This is a genomic window from Olleya sp. Ti.3.14 (genome assembly GCF_038154885.1).
In the GTDB taxonomy this organism is placed as follows: Bacteria; Bacteroidota; Bacteroidia; order Flavobacteriales; family Flavobacteriaceae; genus Olleya.
The window spans coordinates 324,011-341,424 of the sequence record NZ_JBAKAO010000002.1; the positions used below are offsets into that span (position 1 = coordinate 324,011).

Annotated in this window: 17 protein-coding genes; 5 read left to right on the forward strand and 12 right to left on the reverse strand. The window is 32.0% G+C overall.

Annotated features, from left to right (window positions below; translation table 11 throughout):
- The first annotated feature begins 146 nt into the window (after positions 1 to 146).
- Both V6251_RS05620 and V6251_RS05625 read left to right on the forward strand, forming a co-directional pair.
- Positions 147 to 1,028 carry a zinc-dependent peptidase gene (locus tag V6251_RS05620; protein WP_341587370.1) on the forward strand — a complete coding sequence of 294 codons (882 nt, stop codon included), beginning with the start codon at positions 147 to 149 and terminating at the stop codon, positions 1,026 to 1,028.
- An 80-nt stretch (positions 1,029 to 1,108) separates the two neighbouring features.
- Positions 1,109 to 1,528, forward strand: a complete 420-nt coding sequence (locus V6251_RS05625) for a CBS domain-containing protein (RefSeq protein ID WP_341587371.1) — start codon at positions 1,109 to 1,111, stop codon at positions 1,526 to 1,528.
- Between the two features lie 64 nt (positions 1,529 to 1,592).
- Here the strand turns inward: V6251_RS05625 and rpe are convergent, their stop codons facing one another.
- The 4 genes from rpe to V6251_RS05645 form a co-directional block, all read right to left on the reverse strand.
- Positions 1,593 to 2,255: a ribulose-phosphate 3-epimerase gene (gene rpe / locus V6251_RS05630; RefSeq protein ID WP_099568010.1), complete on the reverse strand. Its 663-nt coding sequence runs from the start codon at positions 2,253 to 2,255 to the stop codon at positions 1,593 to 1,595.
- A 43-nt stretch (positions 2,256 to 2,298) separates the two neighbouring features.
- A complete protein-coding gene (locus tag V6251_RS05635; protein WP_341587372.1) occupies positions 2,299 to 2,706 on the reverse strand; it encodes a BLUF domain-containing protein in 408 nt (135 codons plus the stop codon).
- Positions 2,707 to 2,845: 139 nt separating this feature from the next.
- Positions 2,846 to 3,709, reverse strand: coding sequence for a sigma-70 family RNA polymerase sigma factor (locus tag V6251_RS05640; RefSeq protein WP_038527047.1), 864 nt, complete (start codon positions 3,707 to 3,709; stop codon positions 2,846 to 2,848).
- Between the two features lie 211 nt (positions 3,710 to 3,920).
- The gene (locus V6251_RS05645) at positions 3,921 to 4,889 is read right to left on the reverse strand and encodes a hypothetical protein (protein ID WP_341587373.1); all 969 of its coding nucleotides are present in this window, start codon (positions 4,887 to 4,889) and stop codon (positions 3,921 to 3,923) included.
- 117 nt (positions 4,890 to 5,006) lie between these two features.
- Here V6251_RS05645 and V6251_RS05650 point away from each other — a divergent pair, with 117 nt between their 5' ends.
- Positions 5,007 to 5,669, forward strand: coding sequence for a hypothetical protein (locus tag V6251_RS05650; protein WP_292946969.1), 663 nt, complete (start codon positions 5,007 to 5,009; stop codon positions 5,667 to 5,669).
- A gap of 58 nt (positions 5,670 to 5,727) precedes the next feature.
- Here the strand turns inward: V6251_RS05650 and V6251_RS05655 are convergent, their stop codons facing one another.
- The 6 genes from V6251_RS05655 to rpsO form a co-directional block, all read right to left on the reverse strand.
- The gene (locus tag V6251_RS05655; protein ID WP_341587374.1) at positions 5,728 to 6,927 is read right to left on the reverse strand and encodes a glutamate-5-semialdehyde dehydrogenase; all 1,200 of its coding nucleotides are present in this window, start codon (positions 6,925 to 6,927) and stop codon (positions 5,728 to 5,730) included.
- 16 nt (positions 6,928 to 6,943) lie between these two features.
- A complete protein-coding gene (proB, locus tag V6251_RS05660; protein WP_145006143.1) occupies positions 6,944 to 7,723 on the reverse strand; it encodes a glutamate 5-kinase in 780 nt (259 codons plus the stop codon).
- Complete coding sequence (proC, locus tag V6251_RS05665) at positions 7,713 to 8,531, reverse strand: pyrroline-5-carboxylate reductase (protein WP_341587375.1); 819 nt, start codon at positions 8,529 to 8,531, stop codon at positions 7,713 to 7,715. Before proC ends, proB begins: the two co-directional genes overlap by 11 nt.
- 281 nt (positions 8,532 to 8,812) lie before the next feature.
- Complete coding sequence (locus tag V6251_RS05670; RefSeq protein ID WP_341587376.1) at positions 8,813 to 10,237, reverse strand: glycosyltransferase; 1,425 nt, start codon at positions 10,235 to 10,237, stop codon at positions 8,813 to 8,815.
- A gap of 194 nt (positions 10,238 to 10,431) precedes the next feature.
- Positions 10,432 to 12,684, reverse strand: coding sequence for a polyribonucleotide nucleotidyltransferase (locus V6251_RS05675; protein WP_292946983.1), 2,253 nt, complete (start codon positions 12,682 to 12,684; stop codon positions 10,432 to 10,434).
- 170 nt (positions 12,685 to 12,854) lie between these two features.
- The gene (gene rpsO, locus V6251_RS05680; protein ID WP_145006839.1) at positions 12,855 to 13,124 is read right to left on the reverse strand and encodes a 30S ribosomal protein S15; all 270 of its coding nucleotides are present in this window, start codon (positions 13,122 to 13,124) and stop codon (positions 12,855 to 12,857) included.
- A 158-nt stretch (positions 13,125 to 13,282) separates the two neighbouring features.
- Here rpsO and V6251_RS05685 point away from each other — a divergent pair, with 158 nt between their 5' ends.
- Both V6251_RS05685 and def read left to right on the forward strand, forming a co-directional pair.
- Positions 13,283 to 14,383 carry a sensor histidine kinase gene (locus tag V6251_RS05685; RefSeq protein ID WP_341587377.1) on the forward strand — a complete coding sequence of 367 codons (1,101 nt, stop codon included), beginning with the start codon at positions 13,283 to 13,285 and terminating at the stop codon, positions 14,381 to 14,383.
- Between the two features lie 42 nt (positions 14,384 to 14,425).
- The gene (def, locus tag V6251_RS05690) at positions 14,426 to 15,049 is read left to right on the forward strand and encodes a peptide deformylase (protein ID WP_341587378.1); all 624 of its coding nucleotides are present in this window, start codon (positions 14,426 to 14,428) and stop codon (positions 15,047 to 15,049) included.
- Positions 15,050 to 15,096: 47 nt separating this feature from the next.
- Here def and accD read toward each other — a convergent pair whose 3' ends face one another.
- Entirely contained in the window at positions 15,097 to 15,954 is an 858-nt protein-coding gene (gene accD / locus V6251_RS05695) for an acetyl-CoA carboxylase, carboxyltransferase subunit beta (RefSeq protein ID WP_145006161.1), read from the reverse strand.
- A 319-nt stretch (positions 15,955 to 16,273) separates the two neighbouring features.
- Positions 16,274 to 17,341 carry a class II fructose-bisphosphate aldolase gene (gene fbaA, locus V6251_RS05700; protein WP_028284305.1) on the reverse strand — a complete coding sequence of 356 codons (1,068 nt, stop codon included), beginning with the start codon at positions 17,339 to 17,341 and terminating at the stop codon, positions 16,274 to 16,276.
- Positions 17,342 to 17,414: the final 73 nt, after the last annotated feature.

The window sequence follows — 17,414 nt, forward strand, 5'->3', positions numbered from 1 at the left end:
GTTTCAAGTTTTCTGAAATAGTGATTTGGTTTTTTTATTATCAATAAAAATAATCTTAATTTAAGTACGTGTAATATATAAAAATCACTTTCTTTATTTTTAATTTACATTTTATCAATAAATATTTTAAAACCAGATAATAATTAATGTTATTACAAGCTAAGGTAGAATTAGACGAAAACCCATTGGTGTACAAATATGTCTTAGGTGTAATGTCTGTGTTGTTAGTATGCTTTTTGGTAATAGCTGGCTCTATTTGGTTATTTAAATTGGTAGAAAGTATTTATATTGACTATATCGCTAGAAAACCATTATTCCGTCATTTTTATCTTAAATTAAACGACTTAACTCCAGGACAAAGACAAATACTAGAAAGTAATTTTAAGTTTTATAAAAGACTTAATTTAAAAGAACAAGGCTACTTTAGGCATCGGCTTCATAAATTTTTAAATAATACCGAGTTTGTTGGTAAAGAGCATTTAGAAATTAATGATACACATCGTATTTTAGTTTCTGCAACAGCAGTAATGCTAACCTTTGGGTATAGAGATTATAAAATCGGATTAGTAGATAAAATATTAATTTATCCCACGACTTTTTACTCTAGTTTAGATAAGACCTACCATAAAGGTCATTTTAATCCTGCTTACAGAGCTGTGATATTATCTTGGGAAGATTTTATGATTGGCTATAAAATAGAAGATGATAATCTTAATTTAGGTATACACGAATTTATACACGCACTACACTTAAGTTATTTGCAAACCGAGTTTAAAAACGATGTAACTGCATTTCTATTTTTAACAGGTTTAAAGGAGTTGCAAAGTTATATTAATGACAATCCAGTTTATAAAAGTAAACTAGTAAATTCAAATTATTTTAGGGCATATGCTTTTGAAAACAACTTTGAGTTTATTGCAGTTGTTGTTGAGTCTTTTATTGAAACACCACAAGATTTTAAAGCGCAATTCCCAGAACTTTACAAAAAGGTTAAGCAAATGCTTAACTTTAATTTTAAAGGCTACTAAATAGGTTTTTACTGACTTTTGTCATGTTTTTTTAAGTTAATAAAAGGTAACTTTAATACTATAATTTAAAAGCCAATAACATGAAAAAAAGAACTCCAGTCTCAGACATAATGACTAAAAATGTCATTACTTTAAATACAACTGACGATTTAGATAAAGCAGAAAATTTATTTAAGCTTCATAGCATTAGACATATACCTGTTGTTAGTGGAGAGGCTATAATTGGAATGTTAAGTTATACAGATTTACTTAGGATTAGTTTTGCAGATGCTACAGATGAACAGGATAGTGATGTAGACACAGTAGTATATAATATGTTTACCATTGAGCAAGTTATGGCTAAAAATTTAATAAGTGTGTCTAGTTGTACAACAATAAAAGAGGTTGCAGAGCTATTGTCTAAAAAAGAATTTCATGCATTACCTGTTGTAGATAACAATGTTTTGGTTGGGATTGTTACTACTACAGATTTAATTAATTACTTAATTAATCAGTTTTAGGGTTAATAATAAATAATTAAGTAATTAAAAAGGCTCCATATTATGGAGCCTTTTTTTATATCAATTAACCGTTAGCTAAAGCTTTTAGGTTTTTTATAGCGTCTTTTTGATTTTCGCTTTTAAAAACATGACTACCAGCAACAAAAACATCTGCACCAGCTTCAACTAGTTTTTCAATGTTTTTATCTGTTACACCACCATCAATTTCTATTTTGGTATCAAGACCTTGCTCGTCTATCATTTTTCTAAGTTTTTTTACACGTTGGTAAGTAACGTCTTCAAACTTTTGACCTCCAAAACCAGGATTAATGGACATAAGTAAAACCATATAGCATTCTGGAAGTATATCCTCTAAAACAGATACAGGAGTAGTAATATTAAGGACAACACCAGCTTTACAGCCAGCATCTTTAATTTGTCTTAATGTACGATGTAAATGTACAGTAGACTCGTGGTGTACAGTAATAATATCTGCACCTACTTTTGCAAACTCTTCAATATATCGTTCTGGTTTTTCAATCATCAAATGCACATCTAATGGTTTAGTGGCATGTTTTTTAATGGCAGCAATTACTGGCATTCCATAAGATATGTTTGGGACAAAATGACCGTCCATAACATCTATATGAAACCAATCGGCATCACTATTGTTAACCATTTCTGTATCGCGCTGTAAGTTGCCAAAATCGGCAGCAAGCATTGAAGGAGCAATTAATTTAGAAGACATTTATTTTAGTTTTGTGTTGTTTGCACAAAGCTAACATTTTTTATTAGTGCTCGCTTAGTAGCTCTTCAATAATTTGCAAAAACAGTGGACTATTTTCAATATTGTTTTGTTGTAAATCGCTTACAAATTTTTGTAATCCATAAAGTGTATCTGTATCCTTAATTACAGCATAGCCAATATCAAAGGATTTAAAACTTAATTGCGATATGGATTTATTTAAAAGTTCTAATATATTAAAGTGTCTACGATCCTTTTTAATCTCTTCGTAAACTGTGTCAATTATTATAGGATTACCTTCAAGTATCTGAAAAAACACATCATCTCTTTTAACTAAAACACCTGTAATGTTATGGCTATTGTTTTTTAACTGAGTTTGATTAAATAGTGCCTCAAACTCTAGTAACTTTAGGTTAGCATTAGCTTGGCTTTTATAGCAAATGGTTTTTAACATAAATAAATATAGTGATAAAATTTAAATAATAATACTGTGGTGTTTTAAATGAGTGAACCCGAAGTAATCAGCTTCGGGTTCTTTCATCAATCAAAAAACGAACAGTTATGAATAACTGTTTGTTACCATAACTTAAGTTTTATCCTAAGTAAGTTTTTAATATTTTACTTCTAGACGTATGTTTTAATCTACGTATAGCTTTTTCTTTAATTTGTCTTACACGCTCTCTAGTAAGGTCAAAAGTCTCACCAATTTCTTCTAAAGTCATTGGGTGTTGGTTGCCTAAACCAAAGTATAATCTAATAACATCAGCTTCACGAGGCGTTAGTGTTTCTAAAGCACGCTCAATTTCAGTACGTAAAGATTCGTGTAATAATTCACGATCTGGATTTGGTGACTCACCAGAATTTAATACATCATATAAGTTAGAGTCTTCACCTTCAACTAAAGGCGCATCCATACTTACGTGACGACCAGAATTTTTCATAGACTCCTTAACATCGTTAATAGTCATGTCTAATTCCTTAGCAATTTCTTCTGGACTTGGTGGACGCTCATGCGCTTGTTCCAAGAAAGCAAAAGTTTTATTTATTTTATTAATAGATCCAATCTTATTAAGCGGTAAACGCACAATTCTAGATTGTTCTGCTAAAGCTTGTAAAATAGATTGTCTAATCCACCAAACAGCATACGAGATAAATTTAAATCCACGCGTTTCATCAAAACGTTGTGCAGCTTTAATTAATCCTAAGTTACCTTCATTTATTAAATCCGGAAGCGTTAACCCTTGGTTTTGATATTGCTTAGCTACCGATACTACGAAACGTAAATTAGCTTTAGTCAATTTTTCAAGTGCAATCTGGTCTCCAGCCTTGATACGTTGTGCTAATTCTACCTCTTCATCTGCGGTAATTAAGTCAACTTTTCCAATTTCTTGTAGATATTTATCTAACGATGCGGTCTCACGGTTAGTAACCTGCTTGGTAATTTTAAGTTGTCTCATCTAAAAAAGTGTGATTATTTTCTTTGTGAATATTTTGCTATCAATAGTTATACGTATACAATCCACTTTTTGTTACAAAAATTAGTAATTATTTTTTTAGCGTTACCCATTTAAGCTTTTTTGTAAACTTAAATGCGTCAGGCTGTACGTTATATCTTTTTTGAAAAAAAAAGGATGCCACTTCCATCCTTAACGCGCTTACTGTTGCGACTTACTCAAAATCTAATAGCTGTGTGGCAGCAATAAGTTGCTTTAAAGCGTCAATTTTACTAAACAGTTTATTAAAAAAACGATTACGTTCTTTTTCTCCAGCAGTATTTAATAATTTACTATTCTGTAACTGCTTTTTTAAAAAGCGTTCAGCTTCCTCACACGTGTGTCTGTCCTCAGTTTTATAATAAGATAGCAAAGTAAAAGGCACATATAACATTTGGTTATTAGGCGTACTAACCAGAACATTGTTATTCATTAAATGTAACTCATTATAATACAGTGAAAAAGGATGGTCTTCCGACGTTAATTTATTAAAAATAGATGTGATTAATTGTTTTAATAAATCACATAACTGTAATGCAGATTTAGAGCTTACTTGTCCAGCCTGAAAGTAAAAATGTATTTGTTTTAAAGTACTATTAATAGTTGTAATGTCCCAAACTTCCTGCGTGTTTAAGGTGTTATACAAACTACCTAGTCGCTTTCCGGCTTCAATTAAAGATGGGCTTGTAGCAAAATTATCAAAACTTTTACTGGCTAATTTAGGGTTTAGTAACTTAAGCCAAACATAATATTTAAACTGGCTTAAAGCATCGCCATTTAAATTGTAAAATAACGGTATATCCTTAGCCGAATATAATATGGTACTATCCTTTTGCTTTAATAAGGGTAATAAAGACTGATAAGAATCTTCAAAATAGTGTTGCAATTCTGTTTCGTTCTCTATTTGCTTCGTTTTTTCAATGGTTACAAACTCATTAGCAGTGGTTTCAAATAACCTATCTAATGACACATTGTAGTATTTAGCCAATGCAACACTTTCATCTAAAGATAATTTACTTTTTAAGCTAACACGTCTATGTGCAGCATCATAACTAATATCTAACGCAGTTGCAACAGCATCTATTACAGAAGTATTATTTGGCAGTTGTGCTTTTAAATAAGCTAAAAATGAAGTTTGAAACATGTAGTAATTTACTATTAATTTGCGAAAATCGCAAAAATTACTTTTACTATTGGCGGATTAGCAAAAATTTTATGTGATTATAACAATAATTTTGAATCAAATTTTAAAACTATAATCATGAAAAATTTATTAATTACCATTATATTTTTTGGAGGTTTACAGCTATGTATAGCGCAAAAGGATACTATTTACGTGACCAATAGTAATCAATATCATAGTTATATGGACGACTACTTTAAAAAAGTGACGTTTAAAATTGGAGGAGGTGTTATGTTGCCTCAAGGTAAACTGAAAAATTATTTTGGAGTCTCTCCATTAATCGAGCTAAGTTTGGACTTTCCAGTTACTAATAAAAAGTCTTTAGAATTAGCTTTGCAATTTGTCGTTCCGGATCAAAAACAGTCTTTTAAGTATGTTAGAGCTTTGGATACTATTCAGGCTAAAGCTGCTTTTATGTTTAATCCTATGCTGAGGTTTAAAAAAAACTTGAGTCAAAATGTTAATTCGCAATTACACGTTAGCTTTGGTATTGGTGCTTCAATTATTAAAACAGATGCAAGAAATCCCTTTTATACAGGAGACAATGATACAGAAGAAAAGTACGAAGTTATTACTGCATTTTTAATTTCGCCAACTTTAGATTACGTCAAAAAATTTAGAAATAATGAAGAGTTAACCTTTGGTCTAGGTTTAAATTATGCACCTTATAAAATTGAAGGTGCAGTTCAGGAAAATGTGGGATCTGTGTATATAACACCTAAAATATTATACAGTTTTTAGTTTGACATTATAAAAAAAATCCGATGAATGTAATCATCGGATTTTTTAAATAGTTTTTTTAAACTCTAACTTGGCCATCACCAAATACATAGTATTTATTGGTTACTAATTGTTTTAGTCCCAAAGGTCCTCTGTGGTGTAATTTGTCTGTGCTTATGGCTAACTCTGCACCAACTCCCATTTGTCCTCCATCTGTAAATCTAGTAGAAGCATTATGGTATACAGCAGCACTATCAATATGATTCATAAAATGTAGTGCTTCAGTACTGTTTTCGGTTATAATAGCAGCAGAATGTTTACCAGAGTGTGTATTAATCATATCTATAGCTTCGTCTAATGTACTTACTTCACCTATAAGTAGCTTTAGGGCTAAAAACTCTTCCTTCCAAATTGCATCTTCTGTTATTTTTTCAGTAGAATCTAAAACTTTAGCAACGCTATTATCAGATAGTATAGTGACATTATATTGCTCCAGCTTTTGCTGAAGCATTTTAAGTTTTAATTGGTATTCTGGGATGTTTTTATTTATTAATACCTTGTCTAAAGCATTGCAGCCAGAGATTTTATCTGTTTTTGCATTTACTATTACTCCAACCGCTTTGCTCCAATCGGCTTGTTCTGAAACATATAAAAAATTGTTACCTCTACCGCTAACTAATACAGCACAGGTAGCATGTGTTTTTACAAAATTAATTAAACGCTCTCCACCTCTTGGTACTATTAAATCCAATGGTTCTGTTGGGTTTTTTAAAAAGGCTTGTGTTTCTTCTCTTTTTAGATGTAAAAGTTTAATCCAATCTTTAGATAGTCCGTTATCTTCTAACGCTTGATGCCAACATTTTTCTAAAATAAGGTTACTGTTTAACGCTTCTTTACCACCTTTTAATAAAATTTTGTTGTTGGCTTTAAAAGCTAACACTGCAGCTTCAATGGTGACATCTGGTCTAGATTCGTAAATGATTAATATGGTACCAAAAGGAGCAGTTGTATTAACAACATTAAGCTGATTTTTAAGGGTCAAATTTGACAGCTCTTGACCAACAGGATCATCTTGACTTAATACTGCTTTAACAGCCTCAATCATTTCATTTACCTTTTTATTATTTACAATCAGTCGGTCAAACAATGCTTGATCGTCTTTGTTAAAAGTGTCTAGGTCTTTTTGATTGGCAGCAATAATATGTTCTCTTTCATGGTCTAAAATCTGTATCATTGATTTTAAAACATTATTTTTTATATCTGTATTTAATAGTTTCATTAATTTAAATTTTTAGTTAGGCACAAATAAACTTTGTACCAATTTGTTTATTATCTATAATATCTACCATTACATTTTCGCGTTTACCATTAGCAATATATGTTGGTATGTTTTTACGTGCTGTGACTTTTGCTATTCTTAATTTTGAAGCCATTCCACCACGACCTTCTCCTTCTTTTTTGCCAGAAGCACACACGTATTTTTCTACATTTTGGTTAGTTTTAACTTCATGTAATTTAACCGAGTCTTTATGGTCAGGATGACCTGTATATAATCCATCGGTATCTGACAAAATAATTAATCTATCAGCATCAATTAATTCAGCAACCAAACTAGCCAGCTCGTCATTATCAGTAAACATAGACATGGTTAAGGATACAGCATCATCTTCATTTGCAATAGGTGTAATGCCCTCAGACAACAAACCTTCGTAACAGTTAATCATATTCTCTCTGTATTTTCCTAAGTCAAAATCACGTTTTGTGGCTAAAACTTGAGCGCAACGCATTCCGTAATCATGAAAAATGCTATAATAATGTCTCATCATTCTGGGTTGGCCAACAGATGAGTAGACTTGACGTCGTATTGACGAGTCTTCAATTTGCGTGTTACCTAAAATTTCTTTTCCAGCAATTGCAGATCCAGAAGAAACTAATACGACCTTAATACCACGTTCGTACAATACTGCAATTTGTCTAACTAGTTCTCTTAATACAGGTCCTAATATTCTGTTGTCTTTATTTGTTAGCACGTTGGTACCTACTTTAACTACTACGCGCTTTATATTATCTTCCATTATTTTTTTCTTTTCCTAATTCAACAGCTCTATCAAACGCAGCGTAAGCAGCATCTTGGATAAGTTGTTTTACATTATTATCTTCCATACTATCAATTGCAGCTTGAGTAGTCCCTCCTTTAGAGGCTACTTTGTCAATCCATTTTTCTGGAGATATATCGTTTTGACTAAATAATTCTATAGCACCTTCAAAGGTGTTACTTACTAAAACTTTAGAGTCATAATCCGAAAAGCCCATTTTTAAAGCAGCTTCTAACATGGACTGCATAAAATAAAACACATAAGCTGGACCACTTCCGGAAATTCCGGTTGAAGCATCTATAAAGTTTTCGTTACTAACTTCAATCGATGTTCCTGTGGTATCTAATAAATGTCTTATCATTAAAAGCTCTACTTTAGAAACAGATGCGTCACCAGTGTACGAGGTCACACCTTTACCAACCTTAGCTGGTAGATTAGGCATGGTTCTGATCACTTTTTTTATACCCAAGCCTTTTTGAATGGCATTTATAGTAACTCCTGCCATAAGAGACACAAAAATTTGATCTTTATTTACCATGCGCTTCATTTCTGAAAATAGATTGTCACAATGGTAGGGTTTTACTGCTAAAAAAATAATGTCTGCCTGTGGTAAGCAATCTTTTAAAGAGGTGTAAACATTAAATTTTGGTTCTTGTCTTAAGGTTTCAATTTTTTTAGGATCGGTATCAAATATTCTTAATTTGTGTTTGTTTAATAATGAAGAATTTATCATTCCTTCAGAATATGTTAAACCCATGTTTCCGGCTCCTATTACTAATACTTTCATAATTTGTTTTAATTAATAAATTAACTGTCAGTATCATAATAGCCACAATTACTGTGCGATAGTGCCAAAACGAAATTTTGATTTAAAGAATTTAGATTTTTACAAAGATTTGTATTGATAATTATGATATTGAAAATTTAAGAAGTAAATAGCTGGCAATATCTAAATGATAAAATTAAGAAACGGGTTAATTGTGACAGTCTGTCGGTGACAAATTTTGATGTTTGTACCAATCTGAAACAATTAACCCGTTTAAAATAGGGGTGTTTATTTAAAAAAATCTATTTTTTTTCGACTAACCCTCTTGTTAGCCAGCCTCTTCTATTTGCTGTTGCAATTGCGTAAGGTGTAATCCAAAACAATCCAAAGGTGTATAAAATACTATATGAGTAGGCCCAAAACCCTTGGTAAGTTTTATATTTTTTAGTGAAAAATAATAAAGAAAACGTTGATAATATTAAGATACTTACTAGAGTAGATCCAAAAAATAACAATGGATGTACCATAACAAAAAACAACATAAATATTATTAAAGGATAACTCATGATTAGTTTAGAAAATTGACTAAAAAATAATAATCTAGTTCCTAATTTATTTCCTTCTCTAAAGTTAGTGAATACATATTTAGCCATTTCTAAATTTTCTCTAACATTACTTCTTCCCCAACGTATAAACATTTTGTATAGTCCTAAATACTCTTCAGGTACATTTGTGTAGGCAATAGCATTACTTTGAAATAAAACATGATCACCTTGTTTTAAAATCATATTAGTCATAGCTCTGTCCTCCCCAATATCTGAAGGTTGTCCCATAAAGGTTTGATTAATCCATTCTGGTAAGACTTCAAAAACAGCAGTTCTTTTATATGCAGCTAATGCTCCTGGAGTACATAAAACAGAGTTTAAATTGCTTTCTGCAGAACGTACAAATTCAAAACTCATTACAAAACTTACGTCAAGCATTTTAGGAAGCATCTCTGATTTGTTATTTAGTACCCTAATGTTTCCAGCTACAGCTCCACATTTTTCATTACCTACAAATGGACTAACTAAATTTCTTAAAGTATCCTTAGTAACAATGGAGTCGCTATCTACGGTTACAAAAACATCTCCTTTACCAAGGTTAAAACCACGATACAAAGCATGGCGTTTCCCTTTGTTTTTAGGTTGTTTATATATTTCTAAACGGTCTCCTAATTGTTTTTTAGCATCAACCATCCAATCCCAAGTGTCGTCTAAGCTACCATCATCTATTGCTAATAGTTGTAATTTATCTTTTGGGTAGTCGCTTTTATCTAAACTCATAAGCGTATCCCAAACTTGTTTACCTTCATTATAAGCTGGTACTATAATAGTACAGGTTGGTAACTCTTGGTCAGTCACAGATGTAACTGGTTTGTACTTAAAATAATTATAGGCTGTGTATAAAAAGAATAAAACTTTGTATGCAAATAAAGTAGTTGCCACGTATATAAAAGTAAGCCCAATTTTAGTGCTCATTTGTGACGTATTAAATGCGTCAAAATCGTTATGGAATACATAAAAGAAATAGACACCTAAAATAATAAGTAAAAAGGTGCTAATTAACACTAATCTATTTTGTGGACTTCCAGTGATGCCTTTACTATGAAAAAACCCGTTGATTTTATTTACTATTTTTTTTCTATTTGATACAGTTTTAATTGTGTTGGTAGTTTTTGTAGCCATAAAAATTGTTTGTCTTTAAATTAGTGTAATATTAGATTTACGCATCAAAATTTAGTTTAGATGTTTTTTAGTATTTATTTAAGAAAACTTTTTTACTGGTCAAATAATTGAAATTTAGTATTAAGTTAAAAACGTAAAAAAGCCCAAATAGAAGTTAATCTATTTGGGCTTTTTTTATTAAAGTTTAAAAAGAATTAATCTTCTTTTTTATCTTCTCTAGGTTTTCTGTCGTCACGTTTGTTATCACGTCCACGATTATCTCTACCTCTGTTATCACGTCCACCACGATCATTGTTTTCTCTTGGTGGTCTAGCTACATAACCTTCTGGTTTTGGTAAGATTGCTTTTCTAGATACTTTTTCTTTGCGTGTTCTTGGGTCAAGACCAAAATATTTAACGTCAAAAACGTCTCCCATGTTTACAACATCAGTAACATTTTCAGTACGTTCCCATGCTAATTCACTTACGTGCAATAACACTTCGTTTCCTGGTGCATCCATATACTCTACAACAGCACCAAAATCTAACATTTTGATAACTTTTACTTGGTATACTTTACCAACTTCAGGTTTAAATAATATAGCATCAATTTTTGCCATAACTGCATCAATACCTTTTTTACCAACACCTAAAATCTCAACAATACCTTCTTCTGTAACAGGATCTTCGTTAATTACGATAGTTGTTTCAGTTTCTTTTTGCATTTCTTGGATTACTTTTCCTCCAGGTCCAATTAAAGCACCAATAAATGCGTTAGGTACACGTCTTGTCACCATTGTAGGTGCATGTTCCTTAACTTCTTCATTTGGTGTAGCAATTGTATCTGTAAGTTTACCTAAGATATGTAAACGTCCATCACGAGCTTGTTTTAGAGCATTTACTAAAATCTCATATGATAAACCTTTTACTTTAATATCCATTTGACAAGCAGTAATACCATCTGCAGTACCTGTAACTTTAAAGTCCATATCACCTAAGTGATCCTCGTCTCCTAAAATATCAGATAATACAGCGTATTTTCCTGTTTCTTGGTCAGAGATTAATCCCATTGCAATACCAGAAACTGGTTTTTTAAGCTTAACTCCAGCGTCCATAAGTGCCATAGTTCCTGCACATACAGTAGCCATAGATGATGATCCGTTAGATTCTAAAACTTCAGACACTACACGTACTGTATAAGGACAGTCTGCTGGTACCATGTTTTTTAATGCACGTTGTGCTAAATTACCATGACCAACTTCACGTCTAGAAGTTCCTCTTAAAGGTCTTGCTTCTCCTGTTGAAAAAGGAGGGAAGTTGTAGTGTAGATAAAAACGCTCTTCTCCTTCAAAAGAGGCCATGTCTATTTGATTTGCTTCTCTAGATGTACCTAAAGTAACTGTAGCCAATGCTTGCGTTTCTCCACGAGTAAAGATAGACGATCCATGTGTAGATGGTAAATAGTTTACCTCACACCAGATTGGTCTAATCTCGTCAGTCTTACGACCATCAAGACGTAATCCTTCATCTAAAGTTAAATTTCTAATAGCAGCTTTTTCTGCTTTAGCATAATATTTAGAGACTAAATCTCCATAATCTGCTAATTCTTCTTCAGTAAATGTTGCTTTAATTTCTTCTTTAATTTCAGAAAAAGCATTGCTTCTTTCTTTTTTAGAAGATCCAGCTTTAGCGACAGCGTACACTTTATCGTATGCTAAGTCGTAAATCTTTTTTGCTAAATCGTCATCAGAACGTTCTGCATCGTACTCACGTGTTTCTTTTTTACCAAAAGCTTCTGCTAATCTTACTTGAGCAGCACATTGTACTTTAATAGCTTCATGTGCAAATTTAATTGCTTCAGCCATTTCTTCTTCAGAAATTTCTAACATTTCACCTTCAACCATCATTACAGAGTCAGCCGAAGCACCAATCATCATATCTAGATCAGACTCTTCTAACTGCGCACGTGTTGGGTTGATAATAAACTCACCATTAATACGTCCAACTCTAGCTTCAGAGATAGGCGTTTCAAATGGTACGTCAGATAGTTGGATAGCAGCAGATGCAGCTAATCCAGCCATAGCGTCTGGCATAACGTTGTCGTCATGAGACATTAATTGGATCATCACTTGCGTTTCTGCGTGATAATCTTTTGGGAATAATGGACGTAAAACACGGTCAACAAGACGCATAGTTAATACTTCACCATCACTAGGTCTTGCTTCTCTTTTAAAGAAACCTCCAGGATAGCGTCCAGCAGCAGCAAATTTTTCGCGGTAATCTACTGTTAACGGTAAAAAGTCAACGTCACTTTGTTTGTAGTTAGATACTAATGTACATAACAACATACAGTTTCCTGACTGTACAACAACAGATCCATGTGCCTGTTTTGCTAATTTTCCGGTTTCGATAGAAATAGTTCTACCGTCTCCAAGGTCAATAACCTCTTTAAAAACTTGTGGAATCATAAATTTTTTTAATTCTAATTAAACAATGGTCGTTGTGTTGTGGTAGTAGTAGTTGTGATTGACCAATGAAAAACTGTAATTAGCTTCTTCAATTTTGATTATTATACTCGTTCAAATCGAGTTGTTTGGTATCAAAAAACCACGCTAAAAAGCGTGGTTTTATATTATGATTATTTTCTTAATCCTAATTCTTTAATAATTGCACGATATCTTAAGATATCTTTCTTAGTTAAGTAATCTAGTAAGCTTCTTCTTTTTCCTACTAGTTTTACTAAAGAACGCTCAGTGTTGTAATCTTTACGATTTTTCTTTAAGTGCTCAGTTAAGTGGTTGATACGGTAAGTAAATAAAGCGATTTGCCCTTCTGCAGTACCTGTGTCCTTTGCATTTTTACCGTGTTTAGTAAAAATTTCTTCTTTTTCTTTTTGATCTAAATACATTCTAATATTATTATAAATGATTGTTATGTACACGAAAGTTTATCTTTCGAGCCGCAAATATAGTTATTTTTAATGATTTCGTAATTTTTAAAACAAATTCTTCTAAAATTTTTTTAAAAATGCAGTATGAACTATTTTTATGTCAACATTATATTACTATGTACAAAGAGAGCCTAGAAGATCTAAAATCCAATTTTTTGCCTGATGTTTTTAATCATGCTTATCATGGTATTGCAATTGTAGGATTGGATGGTAAATGGATAAAAGTTAATAAAAGTATTTGTGATCTTTTTGGCTATACTGAGGCAGACCTTTTAGACTTAACGTTTCAGGATATTACCCATAAGGAAGATTTAGATATTGATTTGGATAGGTTTGACAAGTTGAAAAGTGGTGTGATTAATAGTTATACTTTGCCAAAAAGATACTTTGCTAAAAATGGGAGTATTATTTGGGCACAATTATCTGTGTCTTTAGTTAGAAATGAAAAGGGAGAACCAAAGTATTTTATATCTCAAATACAAGATGTAACAGATTTAAAGAAGGTTGAGAGTGAAAAAGAGGTTTTTACGGAAGTTATTAAAGAACAAAATGAAAGGTTATTAAATTTTTCTAGGATTATCTCTCATAATTTAGGTACGCACGCTGGAAATTTAAAGACTTTAGCAAAATTTACTAAAAATGAAGTTCCAGAAGTTAAAACAAATGAAAGTTTTATTTATCTAAATGAAGCTATTGCTAATTTAAATGAAACGGTAAAACATTTAAAAAGTATTGCAGAGTCTACTTGGTTTGAAAATGAAGATTTAAAACCGTTGCATCTTAGTAAGTATATTAATAATGCTATTTATAGTGTTACTGCTTTGGCTAAAAATAATGCTTGCCAGATTAAAAATTTAGTTATCGACAATGTTAAGGTGGTTGCTGTTGAAGCGTATTTGGATAGTATAATCCTTAATTTGTTGACCAATGCCATAAAGTATAGAGATGCTAATAAACAATCTGAAGTAGTTTTAAGCACTTATGTTCAAGACGACTTTATTGTTTTGAGTGTTAAAGACAATGGTTTAGGTTTGGATATGAATAAGTATGGTGATAAAATGTTTTCGTTGTATCAAACATTTCATAACAATAAAAATGCAAGAGGTTTAGGTTTGTTTATTACAAAAAGTCAAGTGGAATCCATAGGAGGTAAGATAGAATTTAAAAGTCAAGTAAATATTGGAAGTCAGTTTTTAGTTTATTTTAAAACAGCTTAATCCAATGTATTATTATTATTATTATTTAAAACTTCAACAGTAATGAGACCTATCATAAATGTATTATTTATTGTTTTTGCATTAGTAAGTTGTGCTAATCAAAAGGATTTAAAGCTTGGTAATTTTACTAAAAATCAAGTCGCATTAATAACTGCTTTAGACTCTGATAAACCTATGCGTGTATTTAAGATTAATAATACTAAAGATTCCATTTTATTAAGACAACAAAGTGGATATGTTAAACCAGATCCAAATGATATAACTTTAAAACACTTTACTAATCGTTTGTTCGCAACTGTTAGAGATAGTATGTCCTTAGGTGTTGGTATTGCAGCACCACAAGTTGGAATATTAAAAAATATTATTTGGGTACAGCGTTTTGATAAAGATGATGCACCTTTTGAGGTGTATCTTAACCCAAAAATTATTAATTATTCTGAAGAAAAGCAGACTAGGAGAGAAGGTTGCTTATCGATTCCTAATCGTGCTGAAACCTTAAATATACGATCTAAAGTTATTACAATTGAATACGACACATTGAATGCCGAGCATGTAACGGAAGATGTTGCAGATTTTACATCCGTAATTTTTCAGCATGAGATAGACCACTTAAATGGTATTTTGTTTTTGGATCATTTGAATAAAGACATTAAAGATGCTAAATAATAAAAAAGCCTTACTAAATAAGTAAGGCTTTTTTTATGGTTTATCAATTAAGCTCTTAATGGCTTATTTGTAATTAAGTCTATATATTGGTTGACTCTGTTTTTTAAATCTTTACGTTGTGTAATAAAATCCAGAAAACCATGTTCTAACAAAAACTCTGAGGTTTGGAAACCTTCTGGTAACTCTTGTCCTGTTGTATCACGCACAACACGTGGTCCTGCAAATCCAATTAATGCACCAGGCTCTGAGATGTTAATATCACCTAACATAGCAAATGATGCTGTTGTACCACCTGTTGTTGGGTCTGTTGCTAACGATATGTATGGTATACCTGCATCTGCTAGTTGTCCAAGTCTTGCAGATGTTTTTGCTAATTGCATTAAAGATAATGCTGCTTCCATCATACGTGCTCCTCCTGATTTAGAGATGACCATTAATGGTACGTTGTGTTTTAAAGAATACTCTGCAGCACGTGCTATTTTTTCTCCTACAACACTACCCATTGATCCTCCAATAAAAGCAAAGTCCATACATGCGATTACTAAATCCTGACCTTTTGACTTACCAACTGCACATCGTACAGCGTCTTTAAGGTTTGTTTTAGCTTCGGCAGCTTTTAAACGGTCTGGATATTTTTTTGTATCCTCAAATTTTAATGGGTCTTTCGAGGTTAGATTTGCGTCTAACTCCTTAAATTTATTGTCATCAAATAGTATTTCAAAATACTCTTTGCTTCCTATTCTTACGTGGTAACCATCTTCAGGGCTTACGTAAAAGTTTTTTTCTAGCTCTTTAGAGTCTACTATTTTTCCTGTTGGAGATTTGTACCACAATCCTTTTGGAATGTCTTTTTTCTCTGCAGTTTCGGTTGTTATTCCTTTTTCTTTTCTTTTAAACCAAGCCATATTGATTTACTATTTTGGGATTAAGATTAGTAGATGTTTTCTAGTAATCTATTCTAATTTTAGTTTTAGTTTGCTTTATACAAGCGTACAAAATTACATTTTTTATTAATCAATCTCAAAAATTGATGTCTCTATCTGTTTTTTTATTGCTTTTTGGGGATAAAAAAATTCCGTTTAGTGCTGAGGTTAATCAGTTTAAACGGAATTTTATTTTATGCACTTATGTTGGCTGCGTTAGGGATTGTAGTGGCATCCTTTTTTGTCTTTTTTCAAAAAAGATATAACGGAAAGCCCGACCCTTGGGTAACGCCAAAATAATTTATAGTGTATTGACGTTGTTTAGGTCTTCAAATGCTTTTTTAAGACGTTCTACAAACGTTACTTCTCCTTTGCGTAACCAAACGCGTGGGTCGTAATATTTTTTGTTAGGAGATTCTGGTCCATCTGGATTACCTATTTGTGATTGTAGGTAGTCTGATTTTTCTGCCATGTAATCTCTTACACCTGACATGAATGCGTATTGCATGTCTGTGTCAATATTCATTTTTATTACTCCGTAACCTATGGCTTCTCTGATTTCTTCTAGGGTAGATCCTGATCCACCATGAAATACAAAGTCAATATGGTTGTGTGGTAAGTTGTGTTTTTGAGATAAAAACTCTTGAGAGTTTTTTAAGATTTTTGGTGTTAATTTTACGTTTCCTGGTTTGTAAACACCATGTACGTTACCAAAAGCTGCTGCGATTGTAAATTGGTCGCTTACTTTGCTAAGCTCTTCATAGGCGTAGGCTACTTCTTCTGGTTGTGTGTATAATTTAGACTCGTCTACATCACTATTGTCTACTCCATCTTCTTCTCCTCCTGTAATACCTAACTCGATTTCTAAAGTCATACCCATTTTGCTCATTCTAGCTAGGTATTGTTTACAAATTTCTATGTTTTCTTCAAGTGGTTCTTCACTTAAATCAATCATGTGCGAGCTATATAATGATTTTCCAGTTTCTTTAAAGTGTTGCTCACTAGCATCTAATAAACCGTCTATCCAAGGTAATAGTTTTTTTGCACAGTGGTCTGTATGTAATATTACAGGTACACCATAAGCTTCTGCCATTAGGTGAACGTGTTTAGCACCTGCTATAGATCCTGCTATTGCTGCTTTTTGATTCTCGTTACTTAAGCCTTTTCCTGCGTTAAATTGAGCACCTCCATTTGAGAATTGTATAATTACTGGAGCGTTTAATGCTGCTGCAGTTTCTAGCACACCATTAATAGTGTCTGATCCTATTACGTTTACTGCTGGAAGAGCAAATCCTTTGTCTTTAGCAAGTTTAAAAATTTCTTGAACTTCTTTTCCAGTAGCAACTCCTGGTTTGATATTATGAGCCATTTTAATTTTTTTTTAGTTGAATTTGTATAGCTTCAAAAGTAATGAAAATTGCTAAATTTTAAGTCTAAATAAC